The following is a 19466-nucleotide window of genomic DNA, read 5'->3' on the forward strand; positions in this document are numbered from 1 at the left end:
GCCGTCAGTCCAGCCAGCCCCGCAAGGTCGCCTGCGCCCCGGCCTGGAAGCGGGTCTCGGCGCCGAGCGTCTCCAGCAGACGGCTGATCCTTCTGCGCGCCGTGTGCACATGGACGCCCATGCGGCGGGCGATCGCCTCGTCCTTGAGGCCCGAGGCGAGCAGGCCCAGCAGCTCCTTCTGGGCCTTCGCGAGGGCCCCGTCGTCGCATGCCCCGCCCGAACCGCCGAGCGGCGTGGCCCGGTCCCACACCGTCTCGAACAGCGGCATCAGCGCATTGCGCAGCAACGCGTCGCCGATCACCAGCGCGGATGCCCTCGGGTCGGCCCGGTCGGCCGGCGGAAGCAGGGTGATCCGCCGGTCCACGGTGATCAGTTCGGTGGGCACCGCCGCCGCGACCCGTGCCCGCAGGCCCTGTTCGACGAGGCCGGTCACCGAGCCCATCCGGCCGGGACGGGCGAGCCCGTCCCGGTCCAGGACGGTCCGCACCTCCACCCCGCGGTCCAGTAGCCCCTCGATGTCCAGTGCCGGTGCGCGTGAACTGCCGTCCCCGCGTGACCCCTTCCCGTACGGCGAGCGGTCCAGGATGGCGACCTCCCGCTCTGCCGTGGCGAGCAGATACTCCGCCCGTTCGCCGATCGCCCGCGGACCCGTCACCACCTCGATGCCACGCTCGGGTGCGCCGGTCGCCCCCGACATCAGGCGGCCCGCCAGCCGGTCCGCGGTCATCCGTAATCGTTCCAGCTCGGCCGACCGTAAGTGCAGTTCGGCCTGGCGGCGATGGATGAGCGTACGGATCGCGGCGTCCGGCGCCGCCGGATGCGGCAGCGCGTCGCCGTCCGCCGGCAGCGCGAGGCCGTGCTCGACCAGATGGCCGAGCGCCCGGTCGAGGCGGTCGCGTGGCAGGCCCAGCAGGCGTGCCAACTCCTCGGCCCCGGTGGCCCGTTCCTTGAGCAGTGCCTCGTAGATGCGTTCCTCGGCCTCCCCCAGGCCGAGGGTGTGCAGTTCCCCCTCGCTCATGCGTCGGATTCTCACTCCCTCTTCACGGGCCACACAAGTGTGCGTGTCCACTTGTCAACATGCTGGCCACATTGATCGGTTGGCGTCCCGCAGGTTGCATGGCCATGACCACCTTTACGGCTTGACCAGCACGTGGGAGGGGTACGTACTGTGCGCAAGGCCAGGACAAGCACACAGAGATCGGGTATTTCCAGGGGGACCGGTCTCGCGGCACTGCTCGGCGCGGCCGGGCTGCTGCTGACGGCGGTACCGGCCCAGGCGGCCGCCCCGCCGGCCACCGCACCGCCCGCCGATGTCCTTCCGGGGGCGGAGACGGCCACCCCGTCGCTCGTCGACGGAATCAGGGAGACGGCGGACGCCAAGGCAAGCCCGGCGGACGCGGCCCGCGGCCATCTCGCCGCCAAGGAGAGCCGCTACAAGATCGCCGACGCGCGGCGCGACCTCGCGCCGATGGGGACCGTCAAAAATGGCGCGGAAGAGACCGTGCGGCTTCAGCAGAAGCACCACGGCATACCGGTGTTCGGCGGCCAGTACGTCGTACGGATGGAGTCCAAGGGCGGCAAGCGCGTCGTCACCGGCACCTCCGGCAAGTACTTCACCGGTCTGAAGACCGGCACCAAGGCGAGCGTCACCAAGGACACCGCGGTACGCCGCGCGGTCGCCGCGACCGCCGCACGCCTCGGCGGCAAGACGCTCAGCAAGGCCGACGCGATACGCGGCAAGGGCGCCAAGTCCGCGAAGGCGGCGGCCCTCACCGGCAGCGCGGGCGGCCTCGTGGTGATCCCGCGCGGCGAGGGCATCCTCGCCCACCACGTGACCGTACGCGGCACGAACCCCACCACCGGCGAACCGGTGCTCCAGCAGGTCTACATCGACGCCCGCGCCGGCTACCCGGTGCTGCAGTTCAGCGGCATCAAGACGCTGACCGCAAAGGGGACCGCCGCGTCCGGCGCCACCGCGAAGGCGGCCCCGGCGGGCGTCCGCGCGGCCGAGGCCGACCCGGCCGCCGCCATCAAGGGCAGCGGCGTCAAGCTCGACAAGGCCAAGGTCGACCTCGACCTCCAGCTCGACACCGCCGCGAACAAGTACCTGATGATCGACTCCACGCGGATGGCGGGCTCCACCAAGAACACCCTCACCACCTGGGACGCCCGCGACCGCGATGTCAGCGAGGTGGCGGGAACCTGGCCCGGCGGGCTGAAGGAATTCAGCCACGCGGAGAGGGAATTCGGCAAGGACGCCACTGAGTCCGGCGCGGTCGACGCGCACTGGGCGGCCGGGAAGGTCTACGACTACTACAAGCAGAACCACGGCCGCGACAGCCTCGACGGCCGGGGCATGACGATCAACTCCCTGGTCGGCGTGACCGAGTTCGGCACGCCGTACGTCAATGCCTTCTGGGACGGCCAGAAGATGGTCTACGGCAGCGGCGACGAGGACTACAAGCCGCTCTCCGCCGACCTCGACGTGGTGGGCCACGAGATGACGCACGGCGTCGTCGAGAACACCGCCAACCTCGTCTACGCCGGACAGTCCGGCGCGATGAACGAGGCGCTCGCCGACTACTTCGGCAACGCGATCGACACCGCAGCGTCCGGAGTCTCCATGGACGACCCGGACGCCGGACTCGTCGGCGAGGACCTGTGCCGTACGACGAAGCCGCGGGCCTGTGCCTTCCGCGACCTCAACGACGGCGCGACCACCTCGAAGAACTTCCTCGGCGTCACCTACGGCACCGACAGCGGCGGGGTGCACCTCAACTCCACCGTCTTCTCCGGCGCGCTGTGGGACCTGCGTCAGGACGTGGGCGGACAGCTCGCCGACAGCATCGTGTACAAGGCGCTGTCCGAGTACATGACGCCGCTCGACGGCTTCACCGACGGCCGCAACGCGGTGCTCGCCGCCGCCAAGGACCTCGGCGTCACCGCGAAGCAGCTCACCGCCGTGAAGCGCTCGTTCAACGCCCACGGCATCGTCCCGGGCTGGGAGGATGCGCTCGGCGTCGACTCCGACCAGCTGCTCGGCAAGGTCAACACCGCGGGCACCGGAGCCCAGGCGGGCGGCGGCTGGTGGACCGCCTCGCAGTCCAACGACGACGGCTCGGAGCCGTACTCCGTGTACGCGGGCCGTACGGACGGCAAGGGCGCCCCGAAGCTGATCAGCCCCAACGACGGCCGCTACCACGTCTATCCGGCGACCGACGGCAAGACGGTCGTCTGGGCGGCGTACGGGACGACCAGCCTCGACATCCTCTCCCGCCCCCTGACGGGCGGACCGATCAAGAAGCTGTACACCTCGTCCACCGACATCGGTGGCCTGCGCGTCGAGAACGGCGTCGTCGTCTTCGAGAGCTTCGGCATCTTCGGCGACCGGCACGTCGGCTTTCTGCGCCCCGGCGACCGTGAGCCCGCCTTCGTCGACGGCGGCGGCTTCGAGATCCTGACCGCCCTCCCGGCGATCAAGAACGGCAGGCTCGCCTACGCCAAGCTGTATCCGACCCCCGAGGACTACAAGCTGGGCGTCGAGGTCTTCGACCTCAAGACCGGCAAGGCCGCCCTCGCGGAGCAGCTCGGCGAACCGCAGATCCTCGGCCAGACCGGCATCAATGCGACGCACGCCTTCTGGCTGGTGGACGAGAACCTGAACGACCAGGGCCAGATGGGGATCCGCCGCTCGGGCCTGGACGGCAAGGACACGGTGGACATCAGCTCCGAGTACAAGCCGTCCGCGCTGATGCCGTTCGACCTCACAGCCTCGGACGACGCGGTCACCGTGAACAGCGCACTGCCCGACACGGCGCTGCGCAACGAGTCACTGCCGAAACTCTGGCAGCTGGCCACCGACGGATCGCGCCAGGAGCGGGTCTCCTGCAACCGCGGCGAACAGATCTCCCCGGCCGCGGTCACCGGCCGCCAGGTGATCTGGATCGACGGCACGACGGGCTGGACCGACCTGGTCACCCGCGAACGCCCCGCGGGTCTGTGCGGCTGAGGCTCAGGCCCCGGCCCCGATGAGCGACGGACCCCCGGCGCCCGTGCGCCGGGGGTCCTTCGCGGTCGTTCACAATGGACCGCATGGAAAACCCCCTGCAGGCCGACTGCGGGAGCTGCTTCGGGCTGTGCTGTGCCGCGCTGCCGTTCGCCAGGTCGGCGGACTTCGCGATCAACAAGGACGCCGGAAAGCCCTGCCCAAATCTGCGCACGGACTTCCGCTGCGGCATCCACACCCGGCTGCGGCAGAGCGGCTTTCCCGGCTGCACGGTCTACGACTGCTTCGGCGCCGGGCAGCAGGTCTCCCAGGTCACCTTCGGCGGCACGGACTGGCGGCAGGCGCCGGACACCGCGCGGCAGATGTTCGCGGTGTTCCCCGTTGTACGGCAGCTGCACGAACTGCTCTGGTACCTGACCGAGGCGCTGAAGCTGCGGCCGGCCCGCGCGCTGCACGGCGAGATCCGCCGGCTGCTGGAGGAGACCGAGCGCCTGACCGGTCTTGCCCCCGAGGCGCTGGAAAAGCTCGATGTGGCGGCGCACCGGCAGGACGTGAACGTGCTGCTGCTCCGTACGAGCGAACTGGTGCGGGCCGAAGCCGGACGCAGGAAGAAGGACCGCCGAGGGGCCGACCTGATCGGGGCGAAGCTCCGTGGCGCCGACCTCAGGGGCGCGAATCTGCGGGGCGCGTATCTCATCGCGGCCGACCTCACGGGTGCCGATCTGCGTCTCGCGGACCTCATCGGGGCGGATCTGCGGGACGCGGACCTGGCGGGCGCGGATCTGACGGGGAGCTTCTTTGTCACCCAGCCGCAGCTCAACGCGGCGAAGGGCGACGCGGCGACCAGGCTGCCGCCCGGGCTGACCCGCCCTGCGCACTGGTCGTGACCCACGGGTCGCGCAAGTGCGCGGGACGGGCTGTCACGCTCTGCTCAGCCGTTCGCGAGAGCCACCACGCGGTCCAGCGCTCCGTTGAACTTGTCGTGGTCGCCGACGATTGGTCCTGACGAGGTGTACTGCCACATCGTCTGGTAGACCCAGCCGGCCGGGAGCGTGCCGGGCGTGGTGTTGTAGCGCGCGATCCACAGCGGGTTGCTCGCGCCGAAGCCGCTGTAGTTGCCGGTGCACTGGGTCCACCAGCTGGTCGCGGTGTAGATCACCGCGTCGCGCCCGGTGCGGGCCTTGTACCGGCTCAGGAAGTCGCGGATCCAGGTGACCATCCCGGACTGCGTCTTGCCGAAGCAGGCGGCGCCGTACGGGTTCCATTCGATGTCGAGCGCGCCCGGCAGGGTCCTGCCGTCGCGGGACCAGCCGCCGCCGTTGTTCACGAAGTAGTCGGCCTGCGCGGCGCCGGTGGCGGTGTCGGGGGTGGCGAAGTGGTACGCGCCGCGGATCATCCCGACGTTGTACGAGCCGGTGTACTGCTGTCCGAAGTACGGGTTCTTGTAGTACGTGCCCTCGGTGGCCTTGACGTAGGCCCACTTCACACCGCTGTTCCACAGGCGGGGCCAGTCGACGTTGCCCTGGTGACTGGAGACGTCGACGCCTTCCGTCTGCACCACCCGGGTGTCACGGGGGAGTCCTCCCTGGCCGTCGTGGGCGATGACGCCCATGCCCAGGTGGGCGGAGCCGCGCGGGGGTAGGTCGGCGGCATTGGCCGCGCCGGGGAGTGTGAGGAGCAGGGACAGTACTGCGAGGAGGGTGCCGGCTGCCGCGAGATGCGACCGGCCGGTCGTTCGGGATCTGTGCACGGGCATAGCGTGCCTCCGAAGACCTCGGTGGGGGATCTGGCGATCTGTCGACATGCCGTGGCGGAAATCCATGGCGGGGACCATGTGGTGTGGACATGTCAGCAATGAAGCTAGGCACGTAGAACCCCTAGTGGAAGGGGGGCAGGGGGACGCCGTTGGTCTACGCCTGCGAAATACTGGCCGAGCTGCGGCGATGGGAAGCGCCGGAAGAAACTTTCAGAATCCGGAAAGCGCGCGAGGGGTGCTGACGTGCACGAAAGCGGTACGGGGAGTGAAACGGACGCGAAGGGCGGGAATGGCGTGGACCGCGAATTCCTTGCTCTGGAAAGGGAGTTGGCGGTCTTTCTGCGCCGGGCCCGGGCGTCCTCGGGCGAGATGGCCCGCGAGGTCCACCCCGAGCTGGAGCCCGCCGCGTATGGACTGCTGGTACGGCTGGAGGAGGCCGGGCAGGAGAGGGCGACCGAACTCGCGGCGTACTTCGGCGTCGGCAAGGCGACGATGAGCCGTCAGCTGCGGGCGCTGGACGAGCTCGGCCTGGTGACCCGCGAACCGGATCCGGCGGACGGTCGGGCCTCACTCGTCCGGCTCACCGAAGAAGGTCTGTTCCGATTCCGCCGGGTGAGGGACGCGAGGCGGGACCGGTACATGAGCAAGCTGGCGGGGTGGGACCGGGGGGAGGTCGCGGAGCTGGCGCGGCTGCTGCATCAGCTGAATGCGCGCGCGGGGAGCTGAGCGGTCCGCCTGCGGCGGGCCCACGCGGCGGAGCCGCACATCGATACAGCCCCGACCCGTCCCGTGCCGCACTGGGGCTCCGCCCCAGACCCCGAATGCGACCTTCGGTCGCATGTCCTCAAACGCCGGACGGGCTGAAATCCCGCACACGTCAGAGCTCCGCGAAGACCGCCGTCGCGTCGTCGCGGAGCTTCCAGCGGATCACCTCACCCCGCTCCTGTGCCGACGTCTCCATCGACCTGACCCGGTCGATCAGGCCCTGCGGGCCCTCCTTGCGGAGCAGGGCCATGCAGCCGGCCCAGTCGCCCTCGCCGAACATGTCGACCCACCGTGAGGCCCCATCGGTGAGCGCCGCCACGGCGCGGACCTCGGACCGGGGCGTCGCGCCCGTCACCGCGCGCGCCGACACCGCCGGGTCCGCCGCCGCCGTGAAGAAGCCGCCCTCCGCGTTGCGCAGTGCGTCCGCCGTGGCGTGTGCGCGCAGCAGTTCGCGGGGCAGGCGGTCGATGCGGTCGTCCAGCACCGGGCGGACCTCCCCGTTCGGCGACTCCAGCAGCAGCGTCGAGTCGGAGAGGACCAGATGCTCCACGGCGTCCGCCGGGCCGCCCCAGCGCACCAGGACCACCGTCGCCTGAGGCGTACGCACGTGAGAAAGGTCACAGGTGTCGCTGTGGGAGTCGGCGGTGCGCCGGATTGCCTCGGAGAGGATTTCGGCCAGGGTCATATCCCGCCGTGAACCGGACAGTTCGATCAGCGCGCCGCCGAGCCTGGCGGTGAACCACGGCACACCGTGCACACATCCGTCGTCGCCCGCCGGAGGCGTCACACCGTCCAGCACCACGATCGTTCCGCCCTGGCCCGAGGCAGGCAGGGCCACTGACGCCCAGTCCTCGTTGAGCCGCTCGGGGGTGCCGGGTGCGCTAGCCAGTTCGATACGCATGACCCCAGTCTGCATGACTCCTTCACGATGCCCGCACGACACCGCAAATGGCTCGTATCAGCAGGTCAGAAGGGTCCCGGACACGCGGCGGCGCGGCCTGGGGAAGCTGCGGGCGCGCATCCTGCCAAAGCCCGGCCGGAAGATCCAGCCCGGCCCCGCGCGCCGCCGTATCCGTGGCCGGGGCGAGTTGTTCGTCAACTCCTCGGTGATGTTCACTCCTTCGGGTGGCGGAGCGGCCGATGCGCGCCTCCCTCCCAAAGGCGCTGGAATGGTCGTAGGCCGTACCAGGGGTGGGGGCTCTCACGTGTGACCGGTCGTCATCTCTGCTTCATGGGTGGACGAGTCAAGCAAGATTGCGAGCACCGGTGCAGAACAAGCGGCCGTCCCGGACGCAGGACCCCTCGCCCGAGCCCGCCGAGCGCGGTCGCGCCAAGCGCGTGCGCAACCGCCTCGTCGCCGGCGTCGCCGCCGTCACGATCGTGGTGGTCGCCGCGGGCACCCCCGGCATCCTCGCCACCTCCGCCGAACTGACCGAGTCCCAGCGCCTGGTCACCCTCGCCGGACTCGACCGCCAGGCCGTCACCCTCGCCCACTCGCTCGCCGACGAACGCGACGAGGTCACCGCGTACATCGCCGCGGGCCGCGCGGACCAGAAGGGCGACAAGGCCGCCCGGCGCGCGGTCTCCGCAGGTCTGAGCGCCCGCGTCGACCGGCAGATCGACGAGATCCGCGCCAGCATCCCCGACGACCACGCCGACCTGGGCCGCGATCTGTCCGTCGTCCCCTCCGTCCGCCGCACCGCGCTGACCGGCAAGGGCACGGCGATGGATGCCCACAGGGCGTACACGGCCGTCGTCGCGAGTCTGCACGCTCTGGGCGACGAGCTTGCCGAGAAGACCCCGCCGCGCGCGGCCCACGGCACCCGGGCCCCCGCCGAGCTGGCTCTCGCCGTCGAGCAGGCCTCCGCGACCCGCGGGCTGCTGCTGGCCGCGCTGGCGCTGCCCGGCAAGCAGAGCAGCCCGAGCTTCGACCCGGTCACGGGACTGCCCGTGGAGGGCGACGACGACGACGCCGCGGCCCCCGCGCGCAACGCCCTGAGCGCCGCCGCCCAGCAGTCCCGGATGCGTGAACTCGCCGCGCTCGCCGACTTCGACCGGGCCGCCGGAAAGGACGCCCGCGACTCGCTGGCCGCCACCGTCACCGGGGCCGAGGTCAAGACCGCCGAGATCTACCTCGCCCGGCTGACCGACCAGCCCGAGCTCTCGAAGGCCGACCGCAAGTCCAACCGCGAGAAGCTCGAAACCTCGCTCACCGCCCGTATCGAGCAGATGCGCGGCGTCGAGTCGACGCTCGCCGCCGAGCGGATCGAGCGCTTCGAGCAGCTGCGCGACGACGATGTCACCGCATTGGAGATCCGGGTCGCGCTCCTCGGCGGCCTGGTGATCGTCGCCATCGGAGTCTCGGCAGCCGTGGCCCGTACGCTCACCCGCCCGCTCGCCGTCCTGCGGATCGGCGCGGCCCGCCTCGCCGCCGCCCCCGAGGTCGAGAAGCCGGTCCGCTTCACCGGGCGCAACGACGAGTTCGCGCAGGTCGTACGTTCCCTGAACACCCTGCACGGCAAGGTGTGGGACCTCGGGGTACGCGCCGAACGCCTCGACAGCGACCGCGGCGACCTGGCCGGGGCCCGCGACACGCTCGCCGCCGAGCTCGCCACGGGCCGCGCCGAGCTCAAGGAGCAGACCGACCTGCTGACCGCCGAGCTCGAACGCCTGCGGCACACCGTCCAGCACACCTTCGTCAACCTCTCCCTGCGCACCCTCGGCCTCGTCGAGCGTCAGCTCGGCGTCATCGAGAAGCTGGAGGAGCGCGAGCAGGACCCCGAGCGGCTCGCGACCCTCTTCAAGCTCGACCACATGGCGACCGTCATGCGCCGCCACAGCGAGAACCTGCTGGTCCTCGCGGGCTCCGAGCACAGCCACGGGCATCCCGGACCCGTCCCGCTCGTCGACGTACTGCGCGCGGCCGTCAGCGAGATCGAGCGGTACGAGCGGGTTGTCATCCAGTCGCTGCCGCCGCACGCCCAGGTCGCCGGATTCGCCGCCGACGACCTCAGCCATCTGGTCGCCGAACTCCTGGAGAACGCCACCTCCTTCTCGCCGCCGGACGCCCAGGTCGAGCTGTCGGGCTGGCTGCTGGAGAGCGGCGAGGTGATGCTCTCCGTACAGGACAGCGGCATAGGGATGACCGCCGGGCGGATCGCCGAGCTCAATGCCCGCCTTGCGGACCCGCAGGCGTACCAGGCGCCGACGGGCCGGGACGGCGAGGGGCTCGGGCTGCGGGTGGCCGCGCTCCTGGCGGCGCGTCATGGCGTACGGGTCCAGCTGCGCGAGCAGAAGGGCGGCGGGATCGCCGCTGTTGTCGTGCTGTCGCAGGGGCTGCTTCCGGCGGGTCCGCCGGCGCCCGCGTCGCCCACGGTGACCATGGCCGGATCCGCGCCCGCACTGAAGCTGCCCGGATCGGTTGCGGAGGCCAACTCCAATGCTCTGCCCGGCAGTTCGCGGCGTATCGACCCCCTGGTGGCAGCCGCCGAGCAGGCGATCCGCGAGGCGGAGCCGGACGCGCACGAGCGAACGGCGGACGGCGACTCGGACGGCGACAAGGCCGACGGGGTGGACGAGGCCGACGGCATCGATGAAGCGACATTCTCGATGCGCCTGCCGGACCCGCAGTCGGAGCCGGAGGTCGCACCAGAGCCCGAGGCCGCCGACCCCGAGGCCGTGGAGTCCGAGCCCACGCATCCCGCCCGGGAACGCGTCACCGACAAGGGCCTCCCCAAGCGCACCCCCAAGATCGTCAAGCCCGCCGCCGCACCCACCGGGCGCACCGGCGGTATCGACGCCGATGCCCTGCGCCGCCGCCTCGGCGGCTTCCAGCAGGGCGCCGACTCAGGCCGCCGCGACGCCGAGGCGGAGATCACACAGCAGACAGAGGGCACACCTGCAACTGGCGCACGTACAACAACAGAAGAAGCGGGGGACACAGTCGAGGAGGCACGCAGTTGACTGCGACCGGGACATTCGGCCTGAGCAGTGAAGCCCGCAATCTGCACTGGTTGCTGAGCAATCTCGTGGAGGAGGTGCCAGGGGTGCGCTCGGTAGCCGTCGTCTCGTCCGACGGGCTGCTGCTGCTCTCCTCCGACCCCGCCCGCAACGCCGCGGCGGCCACCACCGAGCGCCCGGAAGGACCCAAGGGCTCCAGCGCCGACCTCGCCACGATCGTCTCCGGCATAGGCAGCCTCACCATCGGCGCGGCACGGCTGATGGAAGGCGGCGCCGTCAAGCAGACGATGGTCGCGATGGAGGAGGGCAGCGTCTTCGTGATGTCGATCAGTGACGGCTCACTGCTCGGCGTGCACGCCACGCCCGACTGCGACATGTCCGTCGTCGCGTACCACATGGCGCTCTTCGTCGGCCGCGCCGGACACGTCCTCACCCCCGAACTCCGCAGCGAGCTGCGCACATCGATGGAGGAGAGCGCCCAGTGACGTCCGCCGCCGAACCGGCCCGCAGGCTCCCCGTGCGCGGCGAAGGCCGCCGCCCCGCCCGGGTCCGCCCCTACTCACTCACCGGCGGCCGCACCCGCTTCGGTCATGTGCTGCTCGTGGAGACCTTCGTGGCTGCGCTCGAAGCACCGGCCGAGCGCCGGGAGCTCCCCAAGGGCTCCTCGCGCGTCATGCCCGAGCTGCGGGCCATCGTCGAGCTGTGCCGTCGTATGCGTACCGTCGCCGAGATATCGGCGCTGCTGAAAATGCCGCTGGGTGTGGTCCGGGTGCTGCTCAGTGATCTGGCCGATCAGGGAAGGATCCGCGTGTTCGGGACCGGGCACGGCTCCGGCCAGCCCGACCGCGCGCTGCTGGAAAGGGTGCTGAGTGGACTCCGCCGCCTCTGACACGCTCGCATCCGGCGCGCACGCCCCTGGCACTGTGCCGGCCCCGCCCGAGCGGCAGCCCGAAGAGGAGGTGCAGGCCTGGCAGTTGGACCCCACCCGTGCCCCCACCGCGACCAAGATCGTCGTCGCGGGCGGTTTCGGGGTGGGCAAGACGACCTTCGTCGGAGCCGTCTCCGAGATCACGCCGCTCAAGACCGAGGCGCTGATGACGCAGGCGAGCGAGGAGAGCGACGACCTCACCGCGACGCCCGACAAGCTCACCACCACCGTCGCCATGGACTTCGGCCGGATCACGCTCGACGACGATCTGGTGCTGTACGTCTTCGGCACACCGGGACAGCAGCGCTTCTGGTTCATGTGGGACGACCTGGTGCGCGGCGCGATCGGCGCGGTCGTGCTGGCCGACACCCGCAGGCTGCCGGACTGCTTCCCGGCGCTCGACTACTTCGAGAGCAGCGCTCTGCCGTACGTCGTCGCCGTCAACCACTTCGAGGGCACGGAGCGGTTCGAGGCCGAGGACGTGCGGGAGGCGCTGACGGTGCCGCCCCACGTACCCGTAGTGATCATGGACGCGCGCAGCCGGATCACGGTGGTCGAGTCGCTGCTGACGCTGGTCGCCCACGCCCTCGAAGCCGTCCCCGACTAGCTACACAACGGAGAACCCCCGCCATGCGGAAGATACTCATCGTCGGAGCCGGCCAGTCCGGTCTCCAGCTCGCGCTCGGGCTCCAGTCCCAGGGCTACGACGTCACCGTGATGTCCAACCGCACGGCGGACGAGATCCGGTCCGGCCGGGTCATGTCCACGCAGTGCATGTTCGACACCGCGCTCCAGCACGAGCGGGATCTCGGCATCAACTTCTGGGAGTCCCAGGCCCCGCGCATCGAGGGACTCGGCGTCTCCGTCGCCGCCCCCGACGCCTCGCGCGCCGTCGACTGGGTCGGCACGCTCGACGGCTACGCCCAGTCCGTCGACCAGCGCGTGAAGATGGCCGGCTGGATGGAGACCTTCGCCCAGCGCGGCGGCCAGCTGGTCATCCACGGCGCCGCCGTCTCCGACCTGGACTACTTCTCCCGTACGTACGACCTGGTGCTGGTCTCGGCGGGCAAGGGCGAACTGGTCTCGATGTTCGGCCGCGACGCCTCGCGCTCCCCGTTCGACACCCCGCAGCGCGCGCTCGCCGTCTCCTACGTCCACGGCCTGGGCCCGCGCCCCGAGCACCCCGACTACGACGCGGTCCGCTGCAACCTCGTCCCCGGTGTCGGCGAGCTCTTCGTGATGCCGACCTTCACCACCACCGGCCGCGCCGACATCCTCTTCTGGGAAGGCATCCCGGGCGGCCCGCTCGACGTGTTCCAGGGCGTCAAGGACCCCGCCGAGCACCTCTCCCTGACGCTTGAGCTGATGGAGAAGTTCACGCCCTGGGAGTACGCGCGTGCCACCAAGGTCGAGCTGACCGACCCGGGCGCCACCCTCGCCGGGCGCTACGCCCCCACCGTCCGCCTGCCGATCGGCCGGCTCCCCGGCGGCGGCCTGGTCCTGGGTGTCGCGGACGTCGTCGTCGCCAACGACCCGATCACCGGACAGGGCTCCAACTCGGCGTCCAAGTGTGCCGCTTCGTATCTCGCCTCGATCACCGGGCACGGCGACAGGCCGTTCGACGAGGAGTGGATGCAGTCCACGTTCGACCGCTACTGGGACACGGCTCAGCACGTCACCAAGTGGACGAACGCGATGCTCGGCGTCCCGCCCGAGCATGTACTCAACCTGATCGGCGCGGGCGGTCAGCTGCAGCCGGTCGCCAACCGGTTCGCGAACGGCTTCAACGACCCGGCCGACTTCGAGAACTTCTTCTACGAGCTGGAGAAGGCGAACGCCTACCTCGCCGAAGTCTCCGCGGCCTCGTCCGGCGGCTCCGCCCCCGAGTAGCCGGTGTCCGGTCCCGCCGTGGCTCCGTCCGGGAGCCGCGGCGGGGTGTACGAACTGAGCGGGCTGCCGTCCGGGTCCGGGCGCACGGCACCGAGCAGCGGATTCGCCGCGAGGGGGGAGACCTTGACGGTGGCTCCGGGGCGCGGGGCGTGGACCACCATGCCGCCGCCCAGATAGATCGCCACATGGGTGGCCTCGGGGAAGTAGACCACCAGATCGCCGGGGCGCAGTGAGCGCAGCGGGATCTTGGGAAGCTCCTCCCACTGCTCCTGGCTCGTCCGCGGGATCTCGCGGCCCGCCGTCGCCCAGGCTTGGGAGGTCAGCCCCGAGCAGTCGTACGACTCCGGTCCCTCGGTACCCCAGAGGTACGGCTTGCCGATCTGCTCGAGCGCGTACCGCAGGGCTTCCTCGCCCTCCTCGGTGGGCGTGCGGTCGCCCGCGAGCGCGCCCGAGGCGATCAGCTCCTCCTGTGCCTTGTCGGTGCCGGACTGTTCGAGCGCGGCCAGCCCGGCGATCTGCTCGGGCGAGAGCGCGGCCAGCATCGCCTCGACGGCTTTCAGCCTCGCCGTCGCAGCGTCGCTCGCCTTCTTCTGCCGCGCCGCGAGGGTCTGCTCCTTGCCGAGGGCCTTGCGGGACGCGGCCTCAAGTCCCGCGGCCCGCCGTGCTCCCGTCTCCAGCCTGGCGGTTGTCGCCAGCCGTCCAAGGGCCGCGCGCTCGATGAGATGGTCCTGGTCGAGAGCCTCGCGCGGGTTCCGGGCGAGGAGGAGCTGGAGATACGAGGAGAGCTCGGACTGGCCCTGGTACTGCAGGCGTGCCAGCCGTCCCGCCTCGCCCCTGCTCGCGCTGAGGGCACTGCGGGCCTTGGCGAGCTCGCGGCCGAGCCGCCCCGTCTCGGCCCGCTGCCCGGTGAGCTCCTCCTCCGTCGCGTTGTACCTCTCACCGGCCGCCTCCGCCTGCCGGTACAGGGTCTGAAGCTGTGTCAGCACCCGGGTGAGGTTCGCCGTCGGATCGGCGGCGGGCTCGGCCGCAGCGGGCACCGCCGCGAGAGCGGTCGCGGCTGCCAGCGCCGCAGTACAGACGGATCGGAGCACGCTGCCTGACATCTCGTCACCTCCGGCTGTGGGGTGGGCCGTGCGCCCCATCGTGCGAGCGCGCAACCGGGAGCGCCCGGCGGGTGGTCGATTCAGCGCAACGCGGTCACTCGTCGAGAGGGAGTGCGGCCTACCTCCGGCGTGTCAGTCCACCGGCAGCGCGTAGAAGGTCCGCTCCCGCTGGACGACGAGCATCCGGCCGCCGCCCTGCAGCGGCACATAGCGCGGGCCGCCCGGGACGTCGCCCGCACCCGCCTCCTGAAACTTCCACAGCCGCCTGCCGTCGCGCCCGGCGAACGCGGTGAGTTGCACGCCGTCGCCCGCGAGCACCGTGCCGCCGCCAGCGCTGAGCGCGGTCGCCGGGACGCTGCCCCAGACCGGCGCCTCGGTGGAGCGCCGCCACAGGGCGCGGCCCGTCGCCGTGTCGACGGCGCACACCTCCTGGTGGCGGTTGGCGACATAGAGCGCCGAGCCCCGCAGGACCCCCTTCCCGAAGGGGAAGACCCCGGTCTCACCCGGCGCGAGGGCGGCCGCGGCCAGCCGCCACAGCCGCTTCCCGCCGCTGCTGGAGTACGCGTGCAGCTCGCCCGCCGACGCGGCGAAGACCTTCTCCGCCGCATCGCCGGTCAGGGCCGCGGTGGGCCCGATGCCCGGGAGCGCGAGCGTCTGCCGCTGCCTGCCCGTCTTGCGGTCGAACGTGAGAAGCACGGACGCGCCCTTGGACGCCTTGCGTTGTACGGGGGTCAGCGACGCCGCGTCCTGACGTACGACGATGTCGGCGGGGCGGACGGCGATCAGGTCGTACCGCGGGATCGCGGGCGGCTGCCCCTTGGTGATCTGCGTGCGCCACTGCCAGGTGCGTGCGACCAGGTCGTACGCGAGGAAGTGCGCGGTGGTCGCGGCGCCTTTCTTGATGTGCCCGGTCATCCAGAGCGTGCTGCCGTCCCAGCCCGTGACGCTCCCGACGGTCAGGGTCTCGCCGGGGCCCAGGAGGGTGGTCTTGGCGACCCGGTGCTTGATCCGGCCGTCCCGTACGGAGATCCAGAGGAACTCCGACTCGCCGTCGACGAAGCAGAGCTCGGCGTCCACGGCTACGGCACGGGAGGGCGAGGCGGCCTCCGCGATCTGCCAGAGCCGGCGTCCGGTGCGCACATCCACGCCGACGGCCTGGTCACCGCCGGTCAGGACCAGCACCCGGTCGCCCGCGACGGTGGCGTTCGGCGGCGCGTCGTCCTCCTTGCCGGGGTGCTCGTAACGCCATACGGGCTCGGGCGGCACTCCGGCAACGCGGGTGCGCGGGGGTGTGGGGGCCGGTTTGGGGACGGACTTTGACGCATCGTCACCGAGGGCGTAGACACTGGCGCCGCCGAGCGCGATACCGGCGACCCCGGCGGCGATCCCGAAGAGCAGCGCACGCCGATCGGGCGCGGCGGGCGGTGGCGGGGACACGAGTGGCAGTGCCGGTGCGGGCACCGGCAGGGGTACGGCGGTCAGGGCCCGGGCGGCCGGAGGCGCGACCGGAGCAACCGGAGCGACTGGCGCGACCGGAGTGGTCCGGGCACTGGGCACCCCCAGGGCAGCCGTCGCCCGGTCGACCCCCCGCCCACGGACGACAAGGGTGTCGCCGCCGGTGACGAGCTGTCCGCCCTCGGGTGCGCCCACCGGGCCCTGGCTCCCGCCCGCATGCTGCTGGGGGATCGCATCCGTCGGACCGGGGCCCGCCTGCGCCGGCTCACCCCCCGACCGCAGGGACTCGACCTCCGCCGCCTGCGACTCCACCGCTTGGACCAGGCCCGGCGGAAGCCAGCCGTCCCGGGCCAGAGCCGCCGCGCCCTCCAGGGCCAGTTCCGCCGCCACCGTGCCCGCCGACGGGCGGTCCTCCGGGAGCTTTTCCAGGCAGCTCGCCACCAGTGGACGCAGCTCAGCGGGCACGCCGTCCAGTTCCGGCTCGGCGTGTGCGATCAGGTCCGCGTCGCCCAGCGGGGTCGTGCCCGTCGCCGCGTATGCCAGCAGCAGTCCGAGTACGAAGATGTCGGAGGCCGGTCCGGGCTTCGAACCGGCCGCCTGTTCCGGGGTCAGATAGCCGAGCCGGACGGTCAGTTGCCCGTCCGGATGCGCCTCGGCGACGACCGCCGCGCCCAGCGCGCCGAAGGCTGTCAGCCGCGGCCCGTCCGCCGCGAGCAGCACGGTGTCGGGCGCGAGGCCGTGCAGCACCGCCCCGCCCGCGTGCACCCGCGACAGGGTTTCCGCCAGCCCCGCGCCCAGGGTCCGCAGCGCCCGCTCCGGCAGCGGACCGCCGAGGGCGATCGCCTCACGCAGGCTCAGCGCCGGGACGTAGGGGCTCGCCGTCCACAGCGGATCCCCGTCCGTACGGGACTCGATGGGCGCCACCCAGCCGCCGGCGAGCCGTTCCGTCCTGCGTGTCTCCGAGCGGAAGCGGGTTCGGAAGGCGGTAAGCGCGGCGAGTTCGGGCCTGGCCACGGAGACGACCGAGACCGCGCCGTCCGGCCCGTACGCGACATAGCGGACGCAGACCGCCGACTCCCCGAAGCGCGCCAGCGCGGTGTAGGGGCCGATCTGGCGCGGATCGTCCTGCTGAAGCGGCTCCATGGCGAGCATCCCCCCTGACGGACAGTCCAGTGATCTTATGGCGCGCCGTTCGGCTTCGACCAGGGCCACTTGAGTGTGCGCCGCTCGACGCCCCCCGGTGCGTACTCGTACTTCCAGCCGCGCTGCAGGCCGAGCCGCTTGGTGTAGCCGGAGGGGACGCGCCGGTAGGCGTACACGGTCGGCGGCGTGCCGTCGTCGTTCGGGACAGGGACCTTGTACCACTTCGGGGGATGGCCGGTCGGCCCGACCAGCACCGGCAGGACGCGCCCGTCCAGCGGCCCGCCCTCGAAGGGGGTGTTCTCGCTTCTCACACGGGCCAGTCTCACGCAGGGCCCGTCCGCCGCCGTCACCGGGCGCGCCGCGGCGTGGCATGCACCCGTTGGAGTGCAGCACGGGGCCCGCCCGGCAGGCACCGTTGACGCCTCAGGAGCAGTGGCGTATCACTTTCGGCTACTGCCATAACCCCCCTTTGGGCCGGAGGTGTTACTCCTGTGAGACCGCGCCGGCCCGGGAGACGCTGATGCGTGAACCCGAACCGCTGGGTGTACCGCTCGCCGACGTCCTGCTTCTGGGCGGCACGGTCGCACCGGGACCCGGCGGCAGACCGGCCCTGTGGAATGTGTCCACGGGCAGGCCCGCCTGTCTCACCGCCGTCGCCCCGGCCACCGGCGAACAGCTGGTCAGCGCGCCGCTCGCCGACGCGGACGGCGCCTGGGCCCTCACCGCCGCGCCCGACGGCGTCTACGCGGGGACGTACAGCAACGCCCATCTGTACCGCTGGCGGCCCGGCGCGGGAGACGAGGCCGAGGATCTCGGACAGCCGCTCGACGGGGAGTCCTTCGTCTGGTCGCTGGCCTGCGACGAGGACGGCGCGATCTGGGGCGGCACCTTCCCCGGGGGAAAGGTGTTCCGCTTCGACCCGGCGGCCAAGGAGTACACCGACTTCGGGCAGGTCGTCGCGGGCCAGACGTACGTACGGAGCATCGCCTGTGCCGGCGGCAAGGTCTACTCCGGTTCGTACGCGGCCGCCCACATCGCCGAACTGGACCCGGCGACCGGGTCCGTCACCGAACTCCCTATGCCCCCGAGCCTGGACTCCGCCGAGGGAAGAGCCGTCTACGACCTGGACGCCCACGACGGACGGCTGTACGCCCGCATCGGCTCCGACCTGCCGGGACCGCTCTTCGTCTACGACCTGCAGGCCCGCGCCTGGACCGACGAGATCCCCGGCGCACACGGCCTGACGGTCGCCCCGCCCGACCCCGGCGGCGGTATCCATCTCGTCCAGTACGGCGAACTGCACCGCTACGACCCGGCCACCCGGCAGCTCAGCAGCACCGGTCTCACCTTCACCGGCAAGATGCAGAGCGTCCGCTCCTTCGGCTGGGCCGAGCTGCTGCTCGACGACTGGCCGGGCCCCAGCGTCGTGGGCACGCTCTCGCGCGGCGAGATGTTCCGCTACAACCCGGCCACCGGCGCGTACGCGATCACGGACACGGGGATCACCAAGAGCCCGATCGAGATCCTCGCGCTCGCCGCGGGCGACGGCGAGACCCTTTATGCGGGGGGCTTCCTCAACGGCGGTCTGGCCTCGGTGAACACGGCTACCGGCGCCACGGAATTCCACCGTTTCGGACAGACGGAGTGCATCCTGCCCGCCTCCGACGGTTCCGTATGGCTCGGTCTCTATCCCGAGGCCAGGCTCTACCGCTACTGGCCCGACCGGCCCTGGAACAGCCCCGAATACTCGCCGGGCGGCCCGCCCGGCACGCCCGTCAACCCCGAACCGGTCCTCAACCTCGCGCCGCATCTGCAGATGCGTGCCAAATGCCTGGTGGAGGCCGACGGGAAGATCGTCGTGGGCACGGTCCCCGAGGGCGACCGGCTCGGCGGCGGACTCGCGATCCACGATCCGGCGGCCGGGACCTACCGGTTCGTCCGGCATGTGGTCGAGGACCAGTCCGTGTTCTGTCTGACCGCGCACGAGGGTGTGGTCTACGGAGGGGCGTCGATCACCGGAGGGCTCAGCACCACCGAGTACACCCGGGAGTCGGGCGCGGTGTTCGCCTGGGACATGCAAGCGGGCGAAAAACTCTGGGAGTTGGAGCCCGTCCCCACGGAGCGGTCGGTCAGCGCCGTGGCGATCGGCCCCGACAACAGGCTGTGGGGCCTCGCCGGTCACACGCTCTTCGCGGTCGATCTCGGCAGTCAACAGGTGGTGCGTCAGTACAGGTTGGGCAGCAGAAGCGCGGCGGGGTCCATCGTGATCTCCCGGGAAAGGCTGTACGTGAGCGTGGACAACGCATTGATCTACCGGGTCGATCCCTACGCGGAGGACGATGAACCGGCGCTCGTGGTGGGCTTCGTGCACAGGCGGCTGTGTGTCCACAGTGACGGCAGCTTCTCTTTGAACCGTGGACCCGAGCTGTTCCGGGTGGTTCCCCGTTACTGACTCATTGA

Annotated in this window: 15 protein-coding genes; 9 read left to right on the forward strand and 6 right to left on the reverse strand. The window is 71.4% G+C overall.

Translation table 11 applies throughout. From position 1 onward, the window contains the following. Positions 1–4: 4 nt before the first annotated feature. Complete coding sequence (locus OOK40_RS28785; RefSeq protein WP_266487310.1) at positions 5–1018, reverse strand: LuxR family transcriptional regulator; 1014 nt, start codon at positions 1016–1018, stop codon at positions 5–7. 150 nt (positions 1019–1168) lie between these two features. On the opposite strand from OOK40_RS28785, the gene OOK40_RS28790 reads away from it, so the two are divergent. Then, the gene (locus OOK40_RS28790; protein WP_266487311.1) at positions 1169–4009 is read left to right on the forward strand and encodes a M4 family metallopeptidase; all 2841 of its coding nucleotides are present in this window, start codon (positions 1169–1171) and stop codon (positions 4007–4009) included. An 83-nt stretch (positions 4010–4092) separates the two neighbouring features. Continuing rightward, the gene (locus OOK40_RS28795; protein ID WP_266487312.1) at positions 4093–4893 is read left to right on the forward strand and encodes a pentapeptide repeat-containing protein; all 801 of its coding nucleotides are present in this window, start codon (positions 4093–4095) and stop codon (positions 4891–4893) included. 44 nt (positions 4894–4937) lie between these two features. Here OOK40_RS28795 and OOK40_RS28800 read toward each other — a convergent pair whose 3' ends face one another. Continuing rightward, positions 4938–5762 carry a lysozyme gene (locus OOK40_RS28800; RefSeq protein ID WP_266487313.1) on the reverse strand — a complete coding sequence of 275 codons (825 nt, stop codon included), beginning with the start codon at positions 5760–5762 and terminating at the stop codon, positions 4938–4940. 243 nt (positions 5763–6005) lie between these two features. Here OOK40_RS28800 and OOK40_RS28805 point away from each other — a divergent pair, with 243 nt between their 5' ends. Then, positions 6006–6488, forward strand: coding sequence for a MarR family winged helix-turn-helix transcriptional regulator (locus OOK40_RS28805; RefSeq protein WP_266487314.1), 483 nt, complete (start codon positions 6006–6008; stop codon positions 6486–6488). A gap of 151 nt (positions 6489–6639) precedes the next feature. Here OOK40_RS28805 and OOK40_RS28810 read toward each other — a convergent pair whose 3' ends face one another. Then, complete coding sequence (locus OOK40_RS28810; RefSeq protein ID WP_266487717.1) at positions 6640–7428, reverse strand: hypothetical protein; 789 nt, start codon at positions 7426–7428, stop codon at positions 6640–6642. A 365-nt stretch (positions 7429–7793) separates the two neighbouring features. Between OOK40_RS28810 and OOK40_RS28815 the strand changes: the two genes are divergently transcribed. Genes OOK40_RS28815 through OOK40_RS28835 form a run of 5 tightly spaced genes read left to right on the forward strand, consistent with a single transcriptional unit; the run spans position 7794 to position 13305 of the window. Then, on the forward strand, positions 7794–10490 hold the full coding sequence (locus tag OOK40_RS28815) for a nitrate- and nitrite sensing domain-containing protein (RefSeq protein ID WP_266487316.1): 2697 nt from the start codon (positions 7794–7796) through the stop codon (positions 10488–10490). After that, the gene (locus OOK40_RS28820) at positions 10487–10972 is read left to right on the forward strand and encodes a roadblock/LC7 domain-containing protein (RefSeq protein WP_266487317.1); all 486 of its coding nucleotides are present in this window, start codon (positions 10487–10489) and stop codon (positions 10970–10972) included. Before OOK40_RS28815 ends, OOK40_RS28820 begins: the two co-directional genes overlap by 4 nt. Beyond that, on the forward strand, positions 10969–11376 hold the full coding sequence (locus OOK40_RS28825) for a DUF742 domain-containing protein (protein ID WP_266487319.1): 408 nt from the start codon (positions 10969–10971) through the stop codon (positions 11374–11376). Before OOK40_RS28820 ends, OOK40_RS28825 begins: the two co-directional genes overlap by 4 nt. 34 nt (positions 11377–11410) lie before the next feature. After that, positions 11411–12022, forward strand: coding sequence for an ATP/GTP-binding protein (locus OOK40_RS28830; RefSeq protein WP_266487321.1), 612 nt, complete (start codon positions 11411–11413; stop codon positions 12020–12022). A 23-nt stretch (positions 12023–12045) separates the two neighbouring features. Further along, complete coding sequence (locus OOK40_RS28835) at positions 12046–13305, forward strand: styrene monooxygenase/indole monooxygenase family protein (protein WP_266487322.1); 1260 nt, start codon at positions 12046–12048, stop codon at positions 13303–13305. On the opposite strand, the gene OOK40_RS28840 is transcribed toward OOK40_RS28835, so the two are convergent. The 3 genes from OOK40_RS28840 to OOK40_RS28850 all read right to left on the reverse strand — a co-directional run bounded on the left by OOK40_RS28840 (position 13254) and on the right by OOK40_RS28850 (position 17317). Further along, positions 13254–14408, reverse strand: coding sequence for a C40 family peptidase (locus OOK40_RS28840; protein WP_266487323.1), 1155 nt, complete (start codon positions 14406–14408; stop codon positions 13254–13256). The genes OOK40_RS28835 and OOK40_RS28840 overlap by 52 nt on opposite strands. A 132-nt stretch (positions 14409–14540) precedes the next feature. Beyond that, a complete protein-coding gene (locus tag OOK40_RS28845; protein ID WP_266487324.1) occupies positions 14541–17006 on the reverse strand; it encodes a PQQ-binding-like beta-propeller repeat protein in 2466 nt (821 codons plus the stop codon). A gap of 35 nt (positions 17007–17041) precedes the next feature. Beyond that, entirely contained in the window at positions 17042–17317 is a 276-nt protein-coding gene (locus OOK40_RS28850) for a hypothetical protein (protein WP_266487325.1), read from the reverse strand. 209 nt (positions 17318–17526) lie between these two features. On the opposite strand from OOK40_RS28850, the gene OOK40_RS28855 reads away from it, so the two are divergent. Further along, positions 17527–19458 (forward strand): hypothetical protein, encoded by a 1932-nt coding sequence (locus tag OOK40_RS28855; RefSeq protein ID WP_266487327.1) that lies wholly within the window; start codon positions 17527–17529, stop codon positions 19456–19458. Positions 19459–19466 lie beyond the last annotated feature (8 nt).

This window comes from Streptomyces sp. NBC_01481, assembly GCF_026339995.1.
GTDB lineage: Bacteria > Actinomycetota > Actinomycetes > Streptomycetales > Streptomycetaceae > Streptomyces.

Excerpts from the sequence above, each read along its gene's own strand:
- OOK40_RS28800 (WP_266487313.1), bottom strand. The coding sequence starts at position 5,762 with ATGCCCGTGCACAGATCCCGAACGACCGGCCGGTCGCATCTCGCGGCA.
- OOK40_RS28810 (WP_266487717.1), bottom strand. The coding sequence starts at position 7,428 with ATGCGTATCGAACTGGCTAGCGCACCCGGCACCCCCGAGCGGCTCAAC.
- OOK40_RS28795 (WP_266487312.1), top strand. The coding sequence starts at position 4,093 with ATGGAAAACCCCCTGCAGGCCGACTGCGGGAGCTGCTTCGGGCTGTGC.
- OOK40_RS28840 (WP_266487323.1), bottom strand. The coding sequence starts at position 14,408 with ATGTCAGGCAGCGTGCTCCGATCCGTCTGTACTGCGGCGCTGGCAGCC.
- OOK40_RS28845 (WP_266487324.1), bottom strand. The coding sequence starts at position 17,006 with ATGGAGCCGCTTCAGCAGGACGATCCGCGCCAGATCGGCCCCTACACC.
- OOK40_RS28785 (WP_266487310.1), bottom strand. The coding sequence starts at position 1,018 with ATGAGCGAGGGGGAACTGCACACCCTCGGCCTGGGGGAGGCCGAGGAA.
- OOK40_RS28855 (WP_266487327.1), top strand. The coding sequence starts at position 17,527 with ATGCGTGAACCCGAACCGCTGGGTGTACCGCTCGCCGACGTCCTGCTT.
- OOK40_RS28835 (WP_266487322.1), top strand. The coding sequence starts at position 12,046 with ATGCGGAAGATACTCATCGTCGGAGCCGGCCAGTCCGGTCTCCAGCTC.